Genomic DNA, 17917 nt, shown 5'->3' with positions numbered 1-17917 from the left:
TGTCCCGCAGTCTGGGGGTCCCCCCGGACGGAGTCTGGGGGAGGATCCCAGGTCGGCCCGATGGGCGCCTGGGCCGGTTCCGTTGCCCTCGCGCTCCCAGACTTCGTCCGGGGGTGCCCCCAGGCGGGTGGGGCGGGGTACCGTCGCCTTCATCACCACTTCACCTGCAAGAAAGGCCGCGACGTGCGCCCGCGACCCGACACCGTTTCCGCGGCGACCGCGGTTGAGCCGTTGACGGAGCCGTCAGCGGCTCCAGGGGTTGGGGCGGAGGGGAAGTCGTCGCGCCGCGAGCGGTTCGCGGCGGCGGCGCGGGCGGCCGCGCCCAGGTCGGCGGTGGCCGCGGTGAGCGGCTGCGCGCTGGCGCTGGCGTTTCCGCCGTACGGGGTGTGGCCGCTGTCGGTGGTGGCGGTGGCGGCCCTGGCACTGGTGCTCGAGGGCAGGACGGTGCGCCAGGCGGCCTGGCTGGGCTTCGCCTTCGCGTTCCCCTTCTTCCTGTGGCTCCTGGTGTGGCTGCGCTCGGTGATCTGGCTGGCCGTACCGCTGCTGTCGGCGGTCGAGGCGGCGTATCTCGTGCTGATGGCCGCGCTGATCGTGCTCGCCCGGCGCCTGCCGGGCTGGCCGCTGTGGACCGCGTGCCTGTGGGTCGCACAGGAGCTGGTACGCGACCGGCTGCCGTTCGGCGGCTTCCCGTGGGGGCGCCTGGCGTTCGCCAACACCGCCTCCCCGTACACCCCGCTCGCCGCGCTCGGCGGCGCCCCGCTGGTGACCTTCGCTGTGGCGCTCAGCGGCACGCTGCTGGCCGCGGCGGCCCTGGCCGGGTACCGGGCGTACGAAGCCCGCCGCGCCGCCGTCCTGCCGGGCGTGACCGCCCTGGCCCTGTCGGTGGCCGTCCTGCTGTCCGGCCTGCTCGTGCCGGTGCACACCAACGCCGTCGGCCACGTGCGCGTCGCCGTCGTCCAGGGCAATGTGCAGCAGCCCGGCATGCACTTCCTCGGCCGCCCGATGCAGATCCTCAACAACCACGTACAGGCCACGCTCAAGCTCGCCGCCGACATCGAGGCGGGCAAGGTGCCCAAGCCCGACATCGTGCTGTGGCCGGAGAACTCCTCCGACCTGGACCCCTTCACGTACCCGGAGGCGTACGACAAGATCGCCGAGGCCGTGAAGGCGGTGGGCGTGCCGGTGCTGGTCGGCGCCCTGGTCGACGGCCCGGACGAGGACCACGTGCAGAACGAGGGCATCGTGTGGGACCCGGTCACCGGCCCCGGCGCCCACTACACCAAGCAGCACCCGGTGCCGTTCGGCGAGTACGTGCCCTTCCGCAAGGCGCTGACCAAGGTCGTCCCGATGCTCAACCAGATCCCGCGGGACTTCTACCCTGGCAAGGGCACCGGCGTGATGCGGATCGGCCCGGCCGAACTCGGCGACGTGATCTGCTTCGAGGTCGCCTACGACGGCATCGTGCGCGACACGGTGAAAGCCGGGGCGCGCGCCCTGGTCGTCCAGACCAACAACGCCACCTACGGCCGCACCGGCCAGCCCGAACAGCAGCTCGCCATGTCCCGGCTGCGCGCCGTCGAGCACGGCCGCGCCATCGTCACCGCCGCGACCAGCGGAATCAGTGCGATCGTCGCTCCTGATGGCAAGATCGAACAGCAAAGCGCGGAGTTCACCCAGCAGGTGCTGAGTGCCGACATCCCGCTGCGCGACGAGATCACTCTCGCCGACCGCGTCGGTACGGTTCCTGAGTGGTCACTCGCTATTGTTGGGCTCCTGTCCTGTGCGGTCGCCTTCGCGCTCGGCAGGCGCGACCGCACACGCATGGGCATGGCAAAGGGGCAGTAGTGAACGACGGCGAGCAGCGGAGCTTCGGGCCGCTCGGCAAGGTTCTGGTCATCATCCCGACCTACAACGAGGCCGAGAACATCAAGCCGATCGTGCAGCGGGTGCGCACGTCGGTACCCGACGCCCACATCCTCGTCGCCGACGACAACAGCCCGGACGGCACCGGGAAGCTCGCCGACGAGCTTGCGGGCGCCGACGAGCAGGTCCACGTCCTGCACCGGCAGGGCAAGGAGGGCCTGGGCGCGGCGTACCTCGCCGGCTTCCAGTGGGGCATCGACAACGGCTACGGCGTCCTGGTCGAGATGGACGCGGACGGCTCCCATCAGCCGGAGGAACTGCCCCGGCTGCTGACCGCGCTCAAGAGCGCGGACCTGGTGCTCGGTTCGCGCTGGATCCCGGGCGGACGGGTCGTCAACTGGCCGAAGTCCCGCGAGTATCTGTCGCGCGGCGGCAGCACGTATTCCCGGCTCCTGCTGGACGTCCCGATCCGCGACGTGACCGGCGGCTACCGCGCCTTCCGCAAGGAGACCCTGGAAGGTCTCGGCATGGCCGAGATCGCCTCCGCCGGTTACTGCTTCCAGGTGGACCTCGCCTGGCGCGCGGTCAAGGGCGGCTTCCACGTGGTCGAGGTGCCGATCACCTTCGTCGAGCGCGAGCGCGGCGACAGCAAGATGAGCCGCAACATCGTGGTCGAGGCGCTGTGGCGGGTCACCGCGTGGGGCGTGGGCTCCCGGGCGGGCAAGATCGTCGGCCGCAAGCCGTAAGGCCGCTCACGGCCCCCTGGGCCCCTTCGTGGGGCAGGCGGGGGCGTGACGCACGGACGTGCGCACGGGCGTCCGCGGGAATCCCCGCGGAACCCGAAGAGGGAAGCGTCCACCGATCCGGTCTTTACCTGATCTTTGGCACACTTGAGCTATGACGATGAGCACTCCGCCCTCTGTCCGTCCGCAGCAGCCCGGCCCGCAGCGACGGCGCCGTTCGCGCGTCCGCACCATCCTGCCGCTGGCTGTCGCGGCCTGGGCGGTGCTGGAGATCTGGCTGCTCATCATGGTGGCAGGGGCGACCAGCGGGCTGACGGTCTTCCTGCTGATCGTCGCCGGGCTGATCCTGGGCGCGAGCGCGGTCAAGCGGGCCGGGCGCAGCGCGTGGCGGAATCTGACCGCGCAGGTGCAGGCCGCCCAGGCGCAGGCCGCGCGGGACCCGAACGCGGCCCCGACCCCGCCCGCCGCGAGCAAGGGGCGCAACGGACTGGCGATGCTCGGCGGCCTGCTGCTGATCATCCCCGGCTTCATCTCCGACGCCGTGGCGCTGTTCCTGCTCTTCCCGCCGACCCGCAGGCTCATCGGCAAGGGCGTCGACCGGCTCAACGCCCGCGCCCTCGCGGCCCGGACCGCCGCCGCGGAGCCCGGCTCCGTCGGCGACCTCTTCCAGCAGGCGCGGGACGCCAACGAGCAGATCCGGATCCACAAGCCCGACGGCAAGGTCATCCAGGGCGAGGTCGTCGACCACCGGGACTGATCATGCGCGCAGGTCCGGCGGTCCGCGCCACGCAGATCTCGGGATCAGCGCCGCGCCACGCAAAAAACCGCCGGGGGCGGAGCAGGTGCTCCGCCCCCGGCGGGGAAGTGTCGGGGGGCCTTGGTCCCCGGGGAGGTGATCCCTGGGGTGCCCCCATGGGTGAGCCCGCGCTGTCAGGCGCTCTTGCGATTGTCGCGCGGATGCACGGCGATGTTCATCGCTCCGGAGCGCAGGACGGCCAGCCGTTCGGCCAGCACCTCCTCCAGCTCCTCGAGCGTGCGCCGCTCCATCAGCATGTCCCAGTGCGTGCGCGCGGGCTTGGTCGTCTTCTCCTCCGGGCCCTCTCCGTCCACCAGCAGGGCGGTCTGGCCGCAGGCGCGGCACTCCCACTCCGGCGGAATCTCGGCCTCAACCGAGAACGGCATCTCAAATCGATGTCCGTTCCGGCATGCGTACTCAACGGTCTGGCGCGGGGCCAGATCGATACCGCGGTCGGTCTCGTAGCTGGTGGCCCCGAGTCGCGTGCCGCGGAGAGCTCGCTCACTCATGAATCGTGCCTCCCGGGCTTGGTCGCCCACAGGACAGGTGTCGCTGTCGTCGTCATCCGGTCAACGTCCGGTCGGCGGTGAAGATTCCCGTTTAGGGAGATGCGTCGCCCGTCGTGTCGCCCCTGTTTGTACCCACCGGTGCCCGGTTTGTCACATCTGGGCGGAGATGTCACCCGGTGTCGTCATATCTTTTGCGTGCAGTAACGGTCAAGCTGCTGGGCCAACCGCGTACACTACCGGTCCGCACCGCCTCCGGCTAAATCGGATCGACCACAGCGCGTTCGGGCGCGTCCCGACGAATCACCGCAGAAGCGGGCATTACGTCCGGGGTCGAGCCCGCGTCGGCACCCGAATTCGTATCCGAATTCACATCCCCGTCCCTGGTCGCGTCCTTGGCCCCGTCCCTGACCACGACCGGACCCGGCTCTCCCCCCGGTTCCGCGAAGACCCGCAGGAAGAACTGCGCGAGCGGGCCGATGGCCAGCGCGTAGAGCACCGTACCGACTCCCACGCCGCCGCCCAGGGCGAAACCGGCGGCCAGTACGGTCACCTCGATGCCGGTACGCACCAGCCGTACGGAACGGCCGGTCCTGCGGTGCAGGCCGGTCATCAGGCCGTCGCGCGGGCCGGGGCCGAAACGGGCGGTGATGTAGAGGCCGGTCGCCAGGCCGTTGAGCGCCACCCCGGCCAGCAGCAGCGGGACGCGTACGGCCAGGGCCTCCACGTGCGGCACCAGGCGGCAGGTCCCGTCCATCGCCAGGCCCACGACGAAGACGTTGGAGACCGTGCCGAGGCCGGGGCGCTGCCGGATCGGCCACCACAGGAGCAGAACGGCCGCGCCGACGACAATGGAGACGACGCCGATGCTCAGTCCGGTCAGCCGGGACAGCCCCTGGTGGAAGACGTCCCACGGGTCCAGGCCGAGCGCGGCGCGGATCATCAGCGCGGAGCTGGCCCCGTACAGGACCAGCCCGACGTAGAGACGGACGAGGCGGCGGTACGGGACCGGCGAGAGCGACGGGTGCGGGAACGACGAGAACAACGGAACCCCCCTGGCGGACGTGTTGGCGCACATGCCACTCTGTGGCCTGTAAGTGCTTCGAATCCACGGCCAATCTGTGGAAGGTGGACTGATTTCTGTGTCCCAGTGGACTGCGACGGTCGGCGCCGCGCACCTCGCCCGGCTTCTCGAACCACGCCCGCAAAGCGGCCGCGGCGCCGGAGCGGCGGCGGGCCACGGGCGGAAACTGCCCGCCTACCGGGGGCTGGCCGACGGGATCAGGCTGCTGGTGCTCGAAGGCCGGGTACAGGTCGCCGCGCGGCTGCCCGCAGAACGGGAACTGGCTCTCGCGCTCGGCGTCAGCCGGACCACCGTCGCCGCCGCCTACGAGGCGCTGCGCGCCGAGGGATTCGCCCGCTCGCGGCGCGGCGCCGGAAGCTGGACCGCGATCCCCGACGGCCATGTGCTGCCCTCGCGCAGCCTGGAGCCGCTGCCGCCGGACGCCGCGGGGTCCGTGATCGACCTCGGCTGCGCCTCGCTGCCCGCGCCCGAGCCGTGGCTGACCCGCGCCATGGAGGGCGCGCTCGCCGAACTGCCCGCCTACGCCGCCACGCACGGCGACTTCCCCGCGGGGCTGCCGGTGCTGCGCGAGGCCATCGCCGACCGCTATACCGCGCGCGGTGTGCCCACCATGCCGGAGCAGATCATGGTGACCACCGGGGCGATGGGCGCCATCGCGGCGGCGGCCCGGCGGCTGGTCGGCTTCGGCGAACGGGTCGCCGTCGAGTCGCCCAGTTACGCCAACGTGCTGGAGCTCTTCCGCGAGACGGGCTCCCGGCTCGTGCCGGTCACGCTGCGCGAGGGGCTCGGCGGCTGGGACATGGACGCCTGGCGGCGCGTGCTGCGGGACGCCGCACCGCGTATGGCGTACGTCATGCCGGACTTCCACAACCCGACCGGCAGTCTCATCGGGGAGGACCAGCGGCGCGACCTGGTCGAGGCCGCGCGCGCGGCGGGCACGGTCGTCGTGGCCGACGAGACGATGGCCGAACTCGTCCTGGACGGTGAGGAGTCGGGGGTGCGGCCGATGGCCGCCTTCGACCGCGGCGGCACCGTCATGACCGTGGGCTCCGCCAGCAAGGCGGTCTGGGCGGGGCTGCGGATCGGCTGGGTCCGCACCACCCCGGACGTCGTACGCCGCCTGGTCTCGGCCCGCGCCTACCTCGACATCGGCTCGCCCGTCGTCGATCAGCTCGCCGTCGCCTGGCTGCTGCGCGGCGGCGGCTGGGACCTGGCCCTCGCGGCTCGCCGCGAGCGGGCCCGCGAGTGTCGCGACGACCTCGTCGCCGCCTTGCGTGAGCACACTCCCGACTGGGACTTCGCGGTGCCCCGTGGCGGTATGACCATGTGGGTCCACACCGGTGACGTGTCCGGCTCGCGGCTGGCCGTCGCCGGTGAACGGCTCGGTGTCCGTGTGCCGTCCGGGCCCCGCTTCGGCGTTGACGGTGCCTTCGAGCCGTACATCCGGCTTCCCTTCACCGTCAGCGGGGCCGCCGCCGCCGAGGCTGCCGCCCGGCTTGCCCAAGCCGCCCACGTCGTCCGTTCCGGCGGCGCCGCCGACGGCGAAACCACCGGCCTCTTCGTGGCCTAGGGCCCCTCTGCGGCCCCTTTGCGCCGGGGCGGCGCGCCGCTCTTTTAGGGGCGCGGGGAACTGCGTGCTCAGCCACGACGGGCTGTCAGCCCGGACACGACAGCAACTGACCCGCTGAGGCCGGTTCTCACAGCTCGCCGCCGGGACGGCTGGTCGCGCAGCTCCCCGCGCCCCTACGGGGCACGTCCCGTCGTGCGGCTAGAGGCAGGGGCTAGCCGAGTTCCAGGTCGGCGACGGTGCGGACGACGGCGTCCTTGCGGAGGGCGACGGGGGCCGGTTCGAGGACGGCGGGAGAGGACTCCTCGGGCTCGGGGACCTCGACGGAGTCGGCCTCGGCCTCGGAGGTGGTGGGGAGGAGGCCGAGAACGGCGTCGCGGTGCGACTGGGCGCACTCGTCGTCGTAGGGGTCGGGGGTGGAGGGCACCTGGAGGCGCAGGACGGGCCCGGTGCCGAGCCGGGCGTACCCGCGGCCGGGAGGAACGTCGGCGGCCGGGGTGGTGCGCTGCGGGGCGCCGAGAACGGCCTCGACGTGCTCCGGGGCGAGCGGCCCGAGGACGACCCGGGCCCGGGTCTGGGCGATCACGACGGGCGCGAGCGCCTCCGTGGCGTCGAGCTGGTCGGCGATGGCGACGGCGACATTGGCCGCGCGCCCGTGCCGCAGCGGGACGTCGAGGAGCGTCTGCGGGTCGGGCCGCCCCTCGGCGAGGGCGAGCTGGGTCAGCGCGGTGGGCCGGTCCACCAGGATCCACAGCGGACGGCGTACGTCCTCGGAGACCGGATCGCCGTTCTGCCGCGCCCGGTTGACGGCGATGAGCCGCCGTTCCGTCTCGTGCGCGGCCCATTCGAGGGTGGCGGAGGCGCCGGACAGGCCGCCCTCCACGGCGAGGACGCCGGGCCGCCCGATCAGGGACGCGTACTCACCGGTGCCGCTGCCGTCCACGACCACCACGTCACCGTGGACCAGCGCCTGGAGCGCGATGGACCGCAGCAGGCTCGTGGTGCCGGTGCCGGGCTGGCCGAGCGCCAGCAGGTGCGGCTCGGTGGAGCGGGGGCCGGTGCGCCAGACGACCGGCGGGGCGTCCCTGGTGCCCTCGCCGCCGGTCACCGGCACCGTCCGCTGGACGGCCCCGGCGTCGGTGAAGCCGAGGACCGTCTCGCCGGGCGAGGTGATGAACCGCTGCGCCACGATGTCGGTCGGCAGCGGCGCCAGCGCGGTGAGGGTGAGGTGGTTCTCCTCCTCGTTCCAGTCGAAGCGGTACTCCCGGCCCCGGCCCGCCTTGGCGTGCAGAAGCTGCTCCACCCGGGCGCGCGACTCTGCCTCGCCGTCGGTGAAGTACGCCGGGTAGCGCAGGTGCAGCCGGGCCAGCCGCCCGCCCTGGAACTCGTACTCGCTGAACACCTTCTCCCAGCTTCCCTCGTGCGCGTACAGCGGCGCGGGGTCCCCGGCGTCCGACAGGTACGGCACCAGCGCCTCGTACAGCGCCTGGAGCCGGCCGGTCTCGGCCTCGCTCGGGCCCGCCGGGGCGGCGGGGGTGCGGTCGCGGCCCATCCACGCGGCGGACGCCATGATCGCGCCGATCGCCAGCAGCGGGCCGTACGGCATCATCACGACGACGACCACGCCCGCGGCGGCCAGCAGCAGCGCGGGGCCGCGGCGGTCCTTGGGGGTGCGGCCCCACCAGCCGCCCGCCCACAGCACCTGCTTGCGCATGCCGCGGGCGATGGTGATGACCGGATGGAGCACGTCGGTGGCGCTGTCTGCCGCGGTACGCGCCAGATCGCGCCCACGGACGAGCGCGGGTCGGCTGGTCAGAATGCTGGGAAGGGGACGCCTGGCCACGGGGTGCTCCATGGGTGGTTCGGGTTCGGGCTTCGGGTGCGGGAAGGGCCGCGTGGGGAAGGGCGGCGCCCTGAGGGTGCGGCGGGGGGACGGGCGGCGGCCGGAATGGACACGGGCCCGGAGCGGACGACCGCGCCGGGCCCGTACTGGAGTGGCCGCCCGCCGGCGACGGCCAGGTCCCAGGCCGGGGCCCTAGACCTTGATCCCGCCCAGCAGGCTGGCCAGGCTCGCGCCGCCCGCCTTGATGCTCGGGGCGATGGCCGTGCCCGCGAGGTAGAAGCCGAAGAGGGCGCAGACGAGGCCGTGGGACACCTTCAGCCCGTCCTTGCGGAAGAACAGGAAGCAGATGACGCCGAGTAGGACGACGCCGGAGATCGACAGGATCATTTGGCTTTCTCCTGGGTGATGGGGACGGTCACCATGAGTTCTTCCAGGCTCACAAAAAGTAATAGATCACGCACGGTGGCAAATGAGTGATTTGTAGCGAATTTCCACCATGTGGGGGAGGCGGCGAACGGTGTCCGGCGCGAGCATTGCCCGCCAGGACCGGTTCATGTGCCCACCGCGCCCCCCGCCCCGCTCCTGGCGCAGCGAAGTCGCCCGAACGGGTGACGGCGGTGCAGGATGGCCGGTGTGCAGCTCACCCCGATCACCTGGTCACGGTTGGCCGACACCCTCGCCGAGCGGATCGCGGACGCGACCGCGGGGGTGAGCGCGGACGGGCCGGGGCCCTGGTGGCGGGTGGCCGTGGACGGCGCGGACGCCGCGCGTCCCGGCGATCTGGCAGACGCCGTCGCCGCCGCGCTGCCCGCCCTCGGCCGCCGCGCGCTCCGGGTGCGCGCCGCCGACTTCCTGCGGCCCGCGTCCCTGCGGTACGAGTACGGCCACCGGGACGCCGACGCGTACTACCAGCTCTGGCTGGACACCGGCGCGCTGCGCCGCGAAGTGCTCGACCCGCTCGGCCCCGGCGGCTCAGGCCGCGTCCTGCCGACGCTGTGGGACGCCGCCACCGACCGCGCCACGCGCGCCGACTACGTGCGCCTGCCGCCCGGCGGCGTCCTCGTACTCGACGGGCCGCTGCTCCTCGGGCAGGGGCTGCCGTTCGATCTGACGGTCCATCTGCGGCTGTCCCCGGCCGCGCTGGAGCGGCGCACGGCGCAGGCCGACCGGTGGACGCTGCCCGCGTTCGACCGTTACGACCAGGAGGCGATGCCGGAACAGACCGCCGATGTCCTGGTACGTGCCGACGACCCGAGACACCCCGCCTGGACAGGCTGAACGGCCGTCGCGCGCAAGCCCGTTGACCTCCCGGCCGCCGCCGGTCCGGCCTCGCCTTGCCGTGGGACCGCGCACCCCGCTAGCGTCCCCATCCACCATGACTGTCGCCATCGCGCCGCTGACCACCGAGCACATACCCCAGGCCGTGCAGCGCTACGACCGCTGGTTCGCGCGCGCCCGCCGCCCGCCGTCGCAACGGTCGTGGCTCGCCGACGGCCCCGTGCGCGGTGAGGAGCTGCTGGGCAAGCTGATCGGCGTTCCGGGTCTCGAGGCCGCCCGCGCGCTCGACGGCGACGGCGGCCTGATCGGACACCTCGCCGCCGTCCCGGTGGACCTCGCCCAGGACGACCCGGCGGGGCTGCGCAGTCACCCGCACTCCGCGCTGGTCCCGCACGGCGGTCACGCGCTGCCCGGCGGACGCGAGTCGGAGGTGCTGCGCGCGCTGTACGCCCGCGTCGCGGCCCGGCTCGTCGCGGAGCGACGGCTGGTCCACTACGTCGACGTGCCCGCGGGGGAGACCGCCACCCTGCCCTGGGCGGACCTCGGCTTCGGCCGCGAATTGGTGCACGGTCTGATGGCGGTCAAGGCGCGCGGGCGCCAGCCGCGCGGCGTCGAAGGGCTCGGCATCCGGCGCGCGGGCGTCGGCGACCTGCCGCAGATCGGCCGGATGGCCGCCGAGTCCTCGCGCAGGCAGCGCGAGTCCGCGGTGTTCCAGCCCCAGCCGGAACGGGCGCTCGCCGCCCTGCGGGTCTACTACGCCGACGCGCTCGGCGACCCGCGCAGCGCCGCCTGGATCGCCTCCCGCAGGGGCGAGGAGATCGGCATGGTGCTGCTGGTCCCCGCCACGCCCGACCCGGTGATCCCCGAGTCCTGCGTGGAGCTGGCCGAGGCGTACGTCGAACCCTCCGCGCGCGGCGAGGGCGTCAGCCGCGTCCTGCTCGCCACCGCGCTGGCCTGGGCGTACGACCACGGCCACCGCTACATGTCGGCCCGCTGGCACTCCGCCTCACCGCTGGCGGCGGGGCACTGGCCCGCGGTCGGCTTCCGGCCGGTCGCGTACCGGCTCAGCAGGTCGCTCGACGGCCGGATCGGCGGCTCGCCCGGCAGCTACTGATATCCCCAAGTAGCGTATTAAATCGGGCATTTAGGCGTGATGCGGCTCACTCGACCGGTCCGCAGTGAGCGGCATCACCTCGGGAACACGGTCCGATTCCTCCGATGTACCCACTGTTCCCGATCCGGGCGGTTTGTCACCAGGAATCGGTCACGGAGGCACGGACGGTGAGCGGCCCGCACACGCAGCGATGACGCCGGATGACCGGGAGTGACCACGCTCCGCTCGGGGTGCCCGATGACGATCACGGTTGGTTGCCCGCCGCTCGGCCGGTCGTTTAGCTTCGCCTCCTGCGGGCCGGATGCCCGCGAATTGTGAATGTCCGTCGGGCGGAACGCCGAATCCTGCCGCCGCCCGGTTTCCTGGATCTTTGATCACACACGGCAGGGGCGGGGGACCCAGGTAAGCCGCCGTCCAGCAGTACCGGACGGCTCGGGGTGAAGTCGCGGCGCCTTGCGTACACGCAACGGCATTTCCACGTGACCGGGCATCTCCTGCCCGAACCCGACAGCTCACCTCGTAGGCGTAGGAGAGGAAATCCCCCATGCCCGCAAAGGGACAGCACCGCAAGACCCGTATGAGCCGCCTCACCCGCATCTGCATCGCCGCGGGCACGGGTGGCGTGGCCATCGCCCTGCCGCTGGTCGGCGCGGGCATCGCCTCGGCGGCCGAGCCCGCCCACAGCGCCCCCGCCGCCGCCTCGCACACCTCGGCCGTCAAGGCGACGACCGTGGCGGACAAGAGCGCCGCACCCAAGGCGGCCAAGGCCAAGACCACCAAGTACTCCGTGGTCAGCGGTGACTCGCTGTCGAAGATCGCCGACAGCCACCACGTCAACGGCGGCTGGCAGCAGCTCTACTCCGACAACAAGTCGGTCGTGGGCTCCAACCCGAACCTGATCTACCCGGGCCAGCACCTCACGCTGAACGGCGCCTCCACCGAGAAGCCCGCCGCTGCGCAGAAGTCCGCCCCGGCGCCGAAGAAGGCTGCCCCGGCCCCCACCAAGAAGGCGACCCCGGCGCCCGCCGAGACCACCGCCCCGTCGAAGTCGTCCGACACGACGAACACGACCACCAAGTCCGCCGACACCACCGCCGCCAGCTCCTCCGGCTACACCAAGCCGGTCGGGGACGCGGCGATCGGTACCCAGTACCACGCCTCCGGCGCCAACTGGTCCAGTGGCTACCACACCGGTGTGGACTTCCTGGTCGGCTCCGGCACCAGCGTGAAGTCGGTCGCCGCGGGCACCGTCGTCTCCGCGGGTTGGGACGGCGCGTACGGCAACGACGTGATCATCAAGCACGCCGACGGCAAGTACACGCTGTACGGCCACCTGACCCAGGCGCTCGTCTCGGCCGGGCAGACCGTCACCGAGGGCCAGCAGATCGGCGTCTCCGGCGCGACCGGCAACGTGACCGGCCCGCACCTGCACTTCGAGGTCCGCACGACCCCGGACTACGGCTCCGACATCGACCCGGTCGCCTACCTGGCCTCGCACGGCGTCACTGTTTCCTGACCCACCCGCTCCACAGCCGCTGTGGCGGCTCCCCGCGGCATCCGTGCCCGCCCGGTTCCTCACCACCGGGCGGGCACAGCCGCGTGAAGGGCCCGCGGGTCCACGTGGTCACGCGGTGACGTCGTTGCGCGGTCCTGTCGTTACGCGGTCACGTGTCCGGGAACAGCGCGGCCAGCTCGCCGCGCGAGACCACACCGAGCTTGGGATACGCCTTGTAGAGGTGGTGGCCGACCGTGCGCGGGCTGAGGAAGAGCTGCGCGGCGATGTCCCGGTTGGTCAGCCCGAGCGCGGCCAGCCGGACGATCTGCGACTCCTGCGGCGTCAGCCCTGCCTCGTCCGCGACCGACCTGACCGTTTCCTGACTTACCGTCACCGAGGCCCCCGAAGCGCCCAGTTCACTGCGCGCCCGGTCCGCCCACGGCCGCGCGCCGAGCCGTTCGAAGGTCTCCAGCGCGGTCCGCAGGTGCCCGCGCGCCTCGCTCTTGCGACGGGCCCTGCGCAGCCACTCGCCGTACAGCAGCGCCGTGCGCGCCGACTCCAACACCCTTCGGTGCGGGTCGTGACGGGCCAGCGCCTCGATGAAGTACGCCTCCGCGTCGGCGTCCTTGGCCCGCAGCGCCCGGCAGCGCGCCACCAGCGCCCGCGCCCAGTCCTGCCCGGAACGCGCGGCCCACGCCTCGAATCTGGCCACGGGCTCGTCCGCCCGCTCCGGCACGCCCAGCCGCACCGCCGCCTCCACCAGGTCGGGGACGCCGCGAGTCGCGGAAATGTGGTGCCGTACGGTCGGCTCGGTCAGCAGCGACAGCCGGTCGAGCGCGAACTGCGTACGGCCCAGGCCCAGTTCGAGCATCCCTTGCGACCAGTACGCCCACGGCGCGCCCGGCGCCATCGCCGTGCCCGCGCCGCCCGCCAGGGCCTCGTCCACCAGCCGGCGGCACTCGGCCTCGTCCCCGCGCAGCGCCGCGACATGCGCCAGCGCACTGCTCAACTGGCTGACCCACTGCTGCTGTCCGGTGTCCCGTGAGATCCGCAGCCCCTCGGACGCCGTGGCGACGGCCTCGTCGAGGCGGCCGTCGAACAGCTCCGCCTCCGCGCGGAAGAACATCAGCGTCGTCAGCCTGCCGACACCGCCGCTCTCGCGGCTCTCCGCCGCCAGCGCCGTCGCCAGGTCGTACGCCGCCGCGTCCTGCCCGAGCGCCAGGCCCACCCCGCACAGCATCACCAGGTCCCGCGGATCGACCCGGCCCCCGCGCGCGGCCCGCGACGCCGCCGCGGCCTCGGCCACGTCGGGCGGCCCGGCCGCCGCGCTGCCTGGCCCGATCGCCCGCACCAGGAACTCCGCCACCGGCCGGATCGGCGCCCACGGCGGCAGCTCCAGCGCCGCAAGCCGCCCCAACGTCCCCGCCACCTCGTCGTCGCCGAGGTACCAGGCCGTATGCGTCGCCTGCACCAGCATCCGCGCCGCCGCCGCCGAATCCGCCTCCGCCAGCAAATCCGCCGCTTCCAAAAGGAGTTGATGCGCTGCGCCGAAATCCCCCTCCCAGAAGTCCGCGAGCGCCCGCACGTAGAGCGCTCTGCCGCGCACGGCGGACAACGGGTTCGCCGCGCCCCGCGCGGCGGTGGACGCAGATTCCGTGGGCGCCGGGCGGCCCGGCCCGGACGGGCGAGGCGGAACGGGCCGGCCAACGCCGCCGGTGTCGGCGGTGGACGTCGGATCGCCGGGTGCGGGGCCGCCCGGTCCGGACGAGTCGGGCGAAGCGCTCTGCCCGGCGGCGTCGACAGCGGAGGTCGATCCGGCGGGTGCCCGACCGCCCGGCGTGGACGCGCGGGGTGAAGTGCCCGGCTCCGCGTGGGCCGTTGGGGCCGACGACGGCTCCGCGCCGCCTCGTACGGCCGCTGCTTCCGCCTCGGTCCCGGCGGCGCGGGTCGCCTGGTCGGCGAAGGCGCGGGCGCGGGGGATGTCGCCCGCTTCGGAGGCGGATTCGGCGGCGAGGAGGAGTCGTTCGACGCGGGCGACGGGGTCGGTGCTGAGACGGGCGGCGCGTTCGTAGGCGGCGGAGGCCGCCGCGTGACCGCTGCGTTCGCGGGCGCGGCCCGCGGTCCGCTGGAGGGCGGTCGCCACGGCTTCGTCGGGGCCGGTCGCCGCGGCGGCCAGGTGCCAGGCGCGGTGGTCGGGGTCGCGTACCGGGTCGGCGGCCTCGGCGAGGGCGCGGTGCGCGGCGAGACGGTCGGGGAGGGCGGCGCGCTGATGGATCGCGGCGCGGACCAGCGGGTGCCGGAAGCGCAGCATGTCCTCGTCGTCCACGTAGACCAGCTTCGCCTCCTCCGCGGGCGGCAGGTCGTCGACGCCGACGCCCAGCACCGCCGCCGCGCGTACCAGGATGTCGGGGTCGCCGGTGTGGTCGGCCGCGGCCACCAGCAACAGCGTCTGGGTGCCGGGCGGCAGGTGGCTGACCTGGCCGTGGAAGGCCATCTGGAGGCGCGTGGTCAGCGGCAGCCCGCCGCCGGCCGCGGCGGAACCGCCCCCGCCCCGCGTGTCGGCGGACGGTCCGAGCGGGAGTTCCAGCAGCGCCAGCGGATTGCCCCGCGCCTCGCAGAGCACGCGGGTGCGTACGGTGTCGGCCGGTGCGCCGCCGCGGTCGGCGAGCAGCGCCCGCGCCGCGTCCTCGGGCAGCGGGCCGAGCCGCAGTTCGGGCAGGCCGGGCGCGGTGAACGACCCGGCGCCGTCACGTACGGCGAAGACCATCGCCACGCCCTCGGCGTCGAGCCGTCGCGCCGCGAAGACCAGCGCGTCGGTGGACGCCCGGTCCAGCCACTGCGCGTCGTCCACGACACACAGCAGCGGCCCCTCGCCCGCGTGGTCCGACAGCAGCGACAGCACGGCCAGGCCGACGAACATGGGCTCGCTCGCGGTGTCGGCCTCCAGGCCGAACGCGGCCCGCAGCGCCCGCCGTTGCGGCACGGGCAGCGCCTCCAGCGACCCCATCGCCCTGCGCAGGAGCAACTGAAGCCCCGCGTAGGGGAGTTCGGCCTCGAATTCCACGCCGGAGCTGCGGACGACCGTCAGGTCGCGCGCCGCCGCCACGGTCTGCTCCAGCAGTGCGGTCTTGCCGATCCCGGCGTCACCGCGCACCACGAGCACTCCGCTGCGGCCCGCCCTCGCCCCCGCCAGCAGTTCTTCCAGCGCGGCCGTCTCGGTGTCCCGTCCGTACAACATGCCGGGCACGCTAACCGATCACGGGCCGGGAGTCCGCTTCCCTCCCCGCGGGCCCCCGCGCGGACTCCATGCCGAGGCCGCGTCTGATCGCGGTCTCGACCGGCGAGTAGCCGCCGTCGGCCCGCTCCAGTTCGTACGGCGCCGCGGGCAGGAGCGGCGGCTGGGCCATGAAACGCGGGCGGCTGCCGTGGTGCGGCTGGGCGGCGTGCACGAGGAACGGGTGGCAGAGGTAGACGTCGCCGGGGGAGCCGGTGGCGAGGGCGAGCGGGCGGTGTTCCGTGGCCGACGCGATCTGCTCGGAGACCGCCAGAATCGAGGCACCGCCCTCGCCGTACGGGGCGAGGACCGCGGGCACGTCCAGGTGGGAGCCGACGCGGATCCGGGTCGGCGCGTTCTCCTCGTCCACGTCGGTGAACAGGAACAGCATGAGCAGCGCGCGGTCGCGGGAGCGGAGGTTGGCGAAGGGCCACTGCTCGCCGGGGACTTCGTAGCTGCCTTCGATGTGCCAGCCCGCGTCGTCCGGCTCGTCCGGGTGCGGGAAGCGCAGCGGGAAGGAGCCGAGGGAGTACCGCGGCGACCAGCGTCCGGCGCCGACAAGGCGGTCGAACGCGGCGTGCAGTACGGGGGTGTTGGCGGCCTCGGCGAACGGCGGCTGGGCCATGCCGCCCACCCAGTGCACCGGTTGTGTCCAGGTCGCGGGGTCGGCGGGGTCGCAGCCGGTCTCCTTCCACAGGAGATCGGCGCAGGCGCGGGCGGTCGGGGCGGGTACCGCGCCCTCGATCCTCACGAAGCCGTCCCTGAGGAAGGCCCGCTCCCACGCGTCGTCGGCGTGGCTGTCCGTGGCGTCGTCCATCCCCCGATCATCACGTCGCGCGATGCGCGACGGCCACCGGATTTACTCCGGGGGCGGGGGCGGGGGCGGGCGCGGATGCGGGCATCGGCGCGGGCTCGTGCCCGGTCCGGGTCCCGGCCGGCTCAGACCTCGCCGGGAACCGTGCTCCGGATCTGCCGCAGGAAGGCGTTGTTGTCCGGGGTCTGCCGGATCTTGTCCAGCAGGACTTCGAGGCCGGACTGGGTGCCGCGCCCTTGCAGGACCCGGCGCAGGCCGCGTACGACCGCCAGTTCGGCGCCGGGCAGCAGCAGTTCCTCGCGGCGGGTGCCGGAGATGCCGACGTCAACGGCCGGGAAGATCCGCCGCTCGGCGAGGGAGCGGTCCAGGTGCAGCTCCATGTTGCCGGTGCTCTTCAGCTCTTCGTAGTAATAGTCGTCGGCGCGCGACCCGGTGTCCACCAGCGCGGTGGCCAGGATGGTCAGCGATCCGCCCTCCTCGGCGAGCCGGGCGGCGCCGAAGAACTGCTTGGGGCCGATCAGCGCGGCGGCGTCCACACCGCCGGTCAGCGTGCGACCGCCGGTGGAGGCGGCCGAGTTGTGCGCCCGGCACAGCCGGGTCAGCGAGTCGAGCAGGACCACCACGTCCTGGCCCTGTTCCACCAGCCGCTTCGCCCGCTCGACGGCGAGTTCCGCGACCGCGATGTGCTGCTTGGCCGGCCGGTCGAAGGTCGAGGCGATCACCTCGCCGCGCACGGTTCTGCGCATCTCGGTGACCTCCTCCGGGCGTTCGTCCAGCAGCACCACCATCAGGTGGCACTCGGGGTGGTTCTCGGCGACGGCCGTCGCGATGCTCTGGAGCAGCATCGTCTTTCCGGCCTTGGGCGGGGCCACGAGCAGGCCGCGCTGCCCCTTGCCGAGCGGGGTCACCAGGTCCATCACCCGTCCGGCGAGCGCGCCGGTGCCGGTCAGCGCCGGGCTCTCCAGCCGCAGCCGCTGCCGGGGGTGGAGGGGCGTCAGGTCCCTGAAGTGCGGTCGCGGGCCCAGGTGTTCGGCCGGGACACCGTTGACCAGGTCGACGCGGCCCAGCGTGCCGGGCTTTCCGCCGAGGGTGCCCTCCACGAGGTCGCCGTTCCTGAGTCCGGCCTGCCGGATCTGGGCCTGCGGTACGTGTACGTCGTCGGGTGTCGGCAGCAGCCCGGCGGATCGGAGGCGGCCCTGGCCGCCGTGGATGTCGAGTACGCCCGCCACCCGAACCGGCGTTTCCTGCCGGACGGGGGGGCGTTCGAGGATGTCAGTCATGGGAGTCGTCCTTTCTCGGACGAGAGGAAAGTCGTGTGCACGGCAGGTCGCCGTGCGAGTACGGAGTGCGGCGGGTCTGGCGTGTGATGCGTCAAACGGGCATGCCGGAAAGGGATTTCGGCGTGAGCGGGCACAACACGCTCCACGTACCGCGGGAGATCACCACAGGGCCGTCGTGCGACCGTCAGGTGATTCGAGAACTCCGTGGGGACCGGGACCAGAGCCATGGGGCCTGGGGCGCGTCACCGCGAGGAGCTGTC

Annotated in this window: 14 protein-coding genes and 1 riboswitch; of the genes, 7 read left to right on the top strand and 7 right to left on the bottom strand. The window is 73.3% G+C overall.

From position 1 onward, the window contains the following. The first annotated feature begins 231 nt into the window (after positions 1-231). From lnt to fxsA, 3 genes are all read left to right on the top strand, one after another. On the top strand, positions 232-1845 hold the full coding sequence (lnt, locus tag ACFZBB_RS23995; protein WP_391125909.1) for an apolipoprotein N-acyltransferase: 1614 nt from the start codon (positions 232-234) through the stop codon (positions 1843-1845). Next, the gene (locus tag ACFZBB_RS23990; RefSeq protein ID WP_391125906.1) at positions 1845-2609 is read left to right on the top strand and encodes a glycosyltransferase; all 765 of its coding nucleotides are present in this window, start codon (positions 1845-1847) and stop codon (positions 2607-2609) included. The genes lnt and ACFZBB_RS23990 overlap by 1 nt, the downstream gene beginning before the upstream one ends. Before the next feature lie 151 nt (positions 2610-2760). Further along, a complete protein-coding gene (fxsA, locus tag ACFZBB_RS23985) occupies positions 2761-3363 on the top strand; it encodes an FxsA family membrane protein (protein ID WP_391125903.1) in 603 nt (200 codons plus the stop codon). Positions 3364-3536: 173 nt separating this feature from the next. Here fxsA and ACFZBB_RS23980 read toward each other — a convergent pair whose 3' ends face one another. Both ACFZBB_RS23980 and ACFZBB_RS23975 read right to left on the bottom strand, forming a co-directional pair. Next, positions 3537-3911 (bottom strand): RNA polymerase-binding protein RbpA, encoded by a 375-nt coding sequence (locus ACFZBB_RS23980; protein ID WP_093713023.1) that lies wholly within the window; start codon positions 3909-3911, stop codon positions 3537-3539. Between the two features lie 256 nt (positions 3912-4167). After that, the gene (locus ACFZBB_RS23975; RefSeq protein WP_391126285.1) at positions 4168-4851 is read right to left on the bottom strand and encodes a YitT family protein; all 684 of its coding nucleotides are present in this window, start codon (positions 4849-4851) and stop codon (positions 4168-4170) included. Between the two features lie 199 nt (positions 4852-5050). Here ACFZBB_RS23975 and ACFZBB_RS23970 point away from each other — a divergent pair, with 199 nt between their 5' ends. After that, a complete protein-coding gene (locus tag ACFZBB_RS23970) occupies positions 5051-6562 on the top strand; it encodes an aminotransferase class I/II-fold pyridoxal phosphate-dependent enzyme (protein WP_391125900.1) in 1512 nt (503 codons plus the stop codon). Between the two features lie 211 nt (positions 6563-6773). Here ACFZBB_RS23970 and ACFZBB_RS23965 read toward each other — a convergent pair whose 3' ends face one another. Further along, positions 6774-8402, bottom strand: coding sequence for a hypothetical protein (locus tag ACFZBB_RS23965; RefSeq protein WP_391125897.1), 1629 nt, complete (start codon positions 8400-8402; stop codon positions 6774-6776). A 192-nt stretch (positions 8403-8594) separates the two neighbouring features. Then, positions 8595-8789: a hypothetical protein gene (locus ACFZBB_RS23960; RefSeq protein ID WP_188279792.1), complete on the bottom strand. Its 195-nt coding sequence runs from the start codon at positions 8787-8789 to the stop codon at positions 8595-8597. Between the two features lie 246 nt (positions 8790-9035). Here ACFZBB_RS23960 and ACFZBB_RS23955 point away from each other — a divergent pair, with 246 nt between their 5' ends. The 3 genes from ACFZBB_RS23955 to ACFZBB_RS23945 all read left to right on the top strand — a co-directional run bounded on the left by ACFZBB_RS23955 (position 9036) and on the right by ACFZBB_RS23945 (position 12310). Further along, the gene (locus ACFZBB_RS23955; RefSeq protein WP_391125894.1) at positions 9036-9680 is read left to right on the top strand and encodes a uridine kinase; all 645 of its coding nucleotides are present in this window, start codon (positions 9036-9038) and stop codon (positions 9678-9680) included. Positions 9681-9777: 97 nt separating this feature from the next. Further along, positions 9778-10794, top strand: a complete 1017-nt coding sequence (locus ACFZBB_RS23950; protein WP_391125891.1) for a GNAT family N-acetyltransferase — start codon at positions 9778-9780, stop codon at positions 10792-10794. 325 nt (positions 10795-11119) lie between these two features. Beyond that, positions 11120-11333, top strand: a riboswitch (cyclic di-AMP (ydaO/yuaA leader). A gap of 5 nt (positions 11334-11338) precedes the next feature. After that, positions 11339-12310, top strand: coding sequence for a peptidoglycan DD-metalloendopeptidase family protein (locus tag ACFZBB_RS23945; protein ID WP_391125888.1), 972 nt, complete (start codon positions 11339-11341; stop codon positions 12308-12310). 148 nt (positions 12311-12458) lie between these two features. On the opposite strand, the gene ACFZBB_RS23940 is transcribed toward ACFZBB_RS23945, so the two are convergent. The 3 genes from ACFZBB_RS23940 to rho form a co-directional block, all read right to left on the bottom strand. Beyond that, positions 12459-15527: an AAA family ATPase gene (locus tag ACFZBB_RS23940; protein WP_391125885.1), complete on the bottom strand. Its 3069-nt coding sequence runs from the start codon at positions 15525-15527 to the stop codon at positions 12459-12461. A gap of 10 nt (positions 15528-15537) precedes the next feature. Further along, the gene (locus ACFZBB_RS23935; RefSeq protein ID WP_391125882.1) at positions 15538-16380 is read right to left on the bottom strand and encodes a phytanoyl-CoA dioxygenase family protein; all 843 of its coding nucleotides are present in this window, start codon (positions 16378-16380) and stop codon (positions 15538-15540) included. Positions 16381-16502: 122 nt separating this feature from the next. Beyond that, complete coding sequence (gene rho / locus ACFZBB_RS23930; protein WP_391125879.1) at positions 16503-17657, bottom strand: transcription termination factor Rho; 1155 nt, start codon at positions 17655-17657, stop codon at positions 16503-16505. Positions 17658-17917: the final 260 nt, after the last annotated feature.

Source organism: Streptomyces sp. NPDC008139, from assembly GCF_042957025.1.
In the GTDB taxonomy this organism is placed as follows: domain Bacteria; phylum Actinomycetota; class Actinomycetes; order Streptomycetales; family Streptomycetaceae; genus Actinacidiphila.
The sequence above is the reverse complement of the archived record's forward strand: the minus strand, read 5'-3'. Positions and strand labels throughout refer to the sequence as shown.

Excerpts from the sequence above, each read along its gene's own strand:
- rho (WP_391125879.1), bottom strand. The coding sequence starts at position 17,657 with ATGACTGACATCCTCGAACGCCCCCCCGTCCGGCAGGAAACGCCGGTT.
- ACFZBB_RS23950 (WP_391125891.1), top strand. The coding sequence starts at position 9,778 with ATGACTGTCGCCATCGCGCCGCTGACCACCGAGCACATACCCCAGGCC.
- ACFZBB_RS23945 (WP_391125888.1), top strand. The coding sequence starts at position 11,339 with ATGCCCGCAAAGGGACAGCACCGCAAGACCCGTATGAGCCGCCTCACC.
- ACFZBB_RS23935 (WP_391125882.1), bottom strand. The coding sequence starts at position 16,380 with ATGGACGACGCCACGGACAGCCACGCCGACGACGCGTGGGAGCGGGCC.
- ACFZBB_RS23975 (WP_391126285.1), bottom strand. The coding sequence starts at position 4,851 with ATGATCCGCGCCGCGCTCGGCCTGGACCCGTGGGACGTCTTCCACCAG.
- fxsA (WP_391125903.1), top strand. The coding sequence starts at position 2,761 with ATGACGATGAGCACTCCGCCCTCTGTCCGTCCGCAGCAGCCCGGCCCG.
- ACFZBB_RS23960 (WP_188279792.1), bottom strand. The coding sequence starts at position 8,789 with ATGATCCTGTCGATCTCCGGCGTCGTCCTACTCGGCGTCATCTGCTTC.
- ACFZBB_RS23940 (WP_391125885.1), bottom strand. The coding sequence starts at position 15,527 with ATGTTGTACGGACGGGACACCGAGACGGCCGCGCTGGAAGAACTGCTG.
- ACFZBB_RS23980 (WP_093713023.1), bottom strand. The coding sequence starts at position 3,911 with ATGAGTGAGCGAGCTCTCCGCGGCACGCGACTCGGGGCCACCAGCTAC.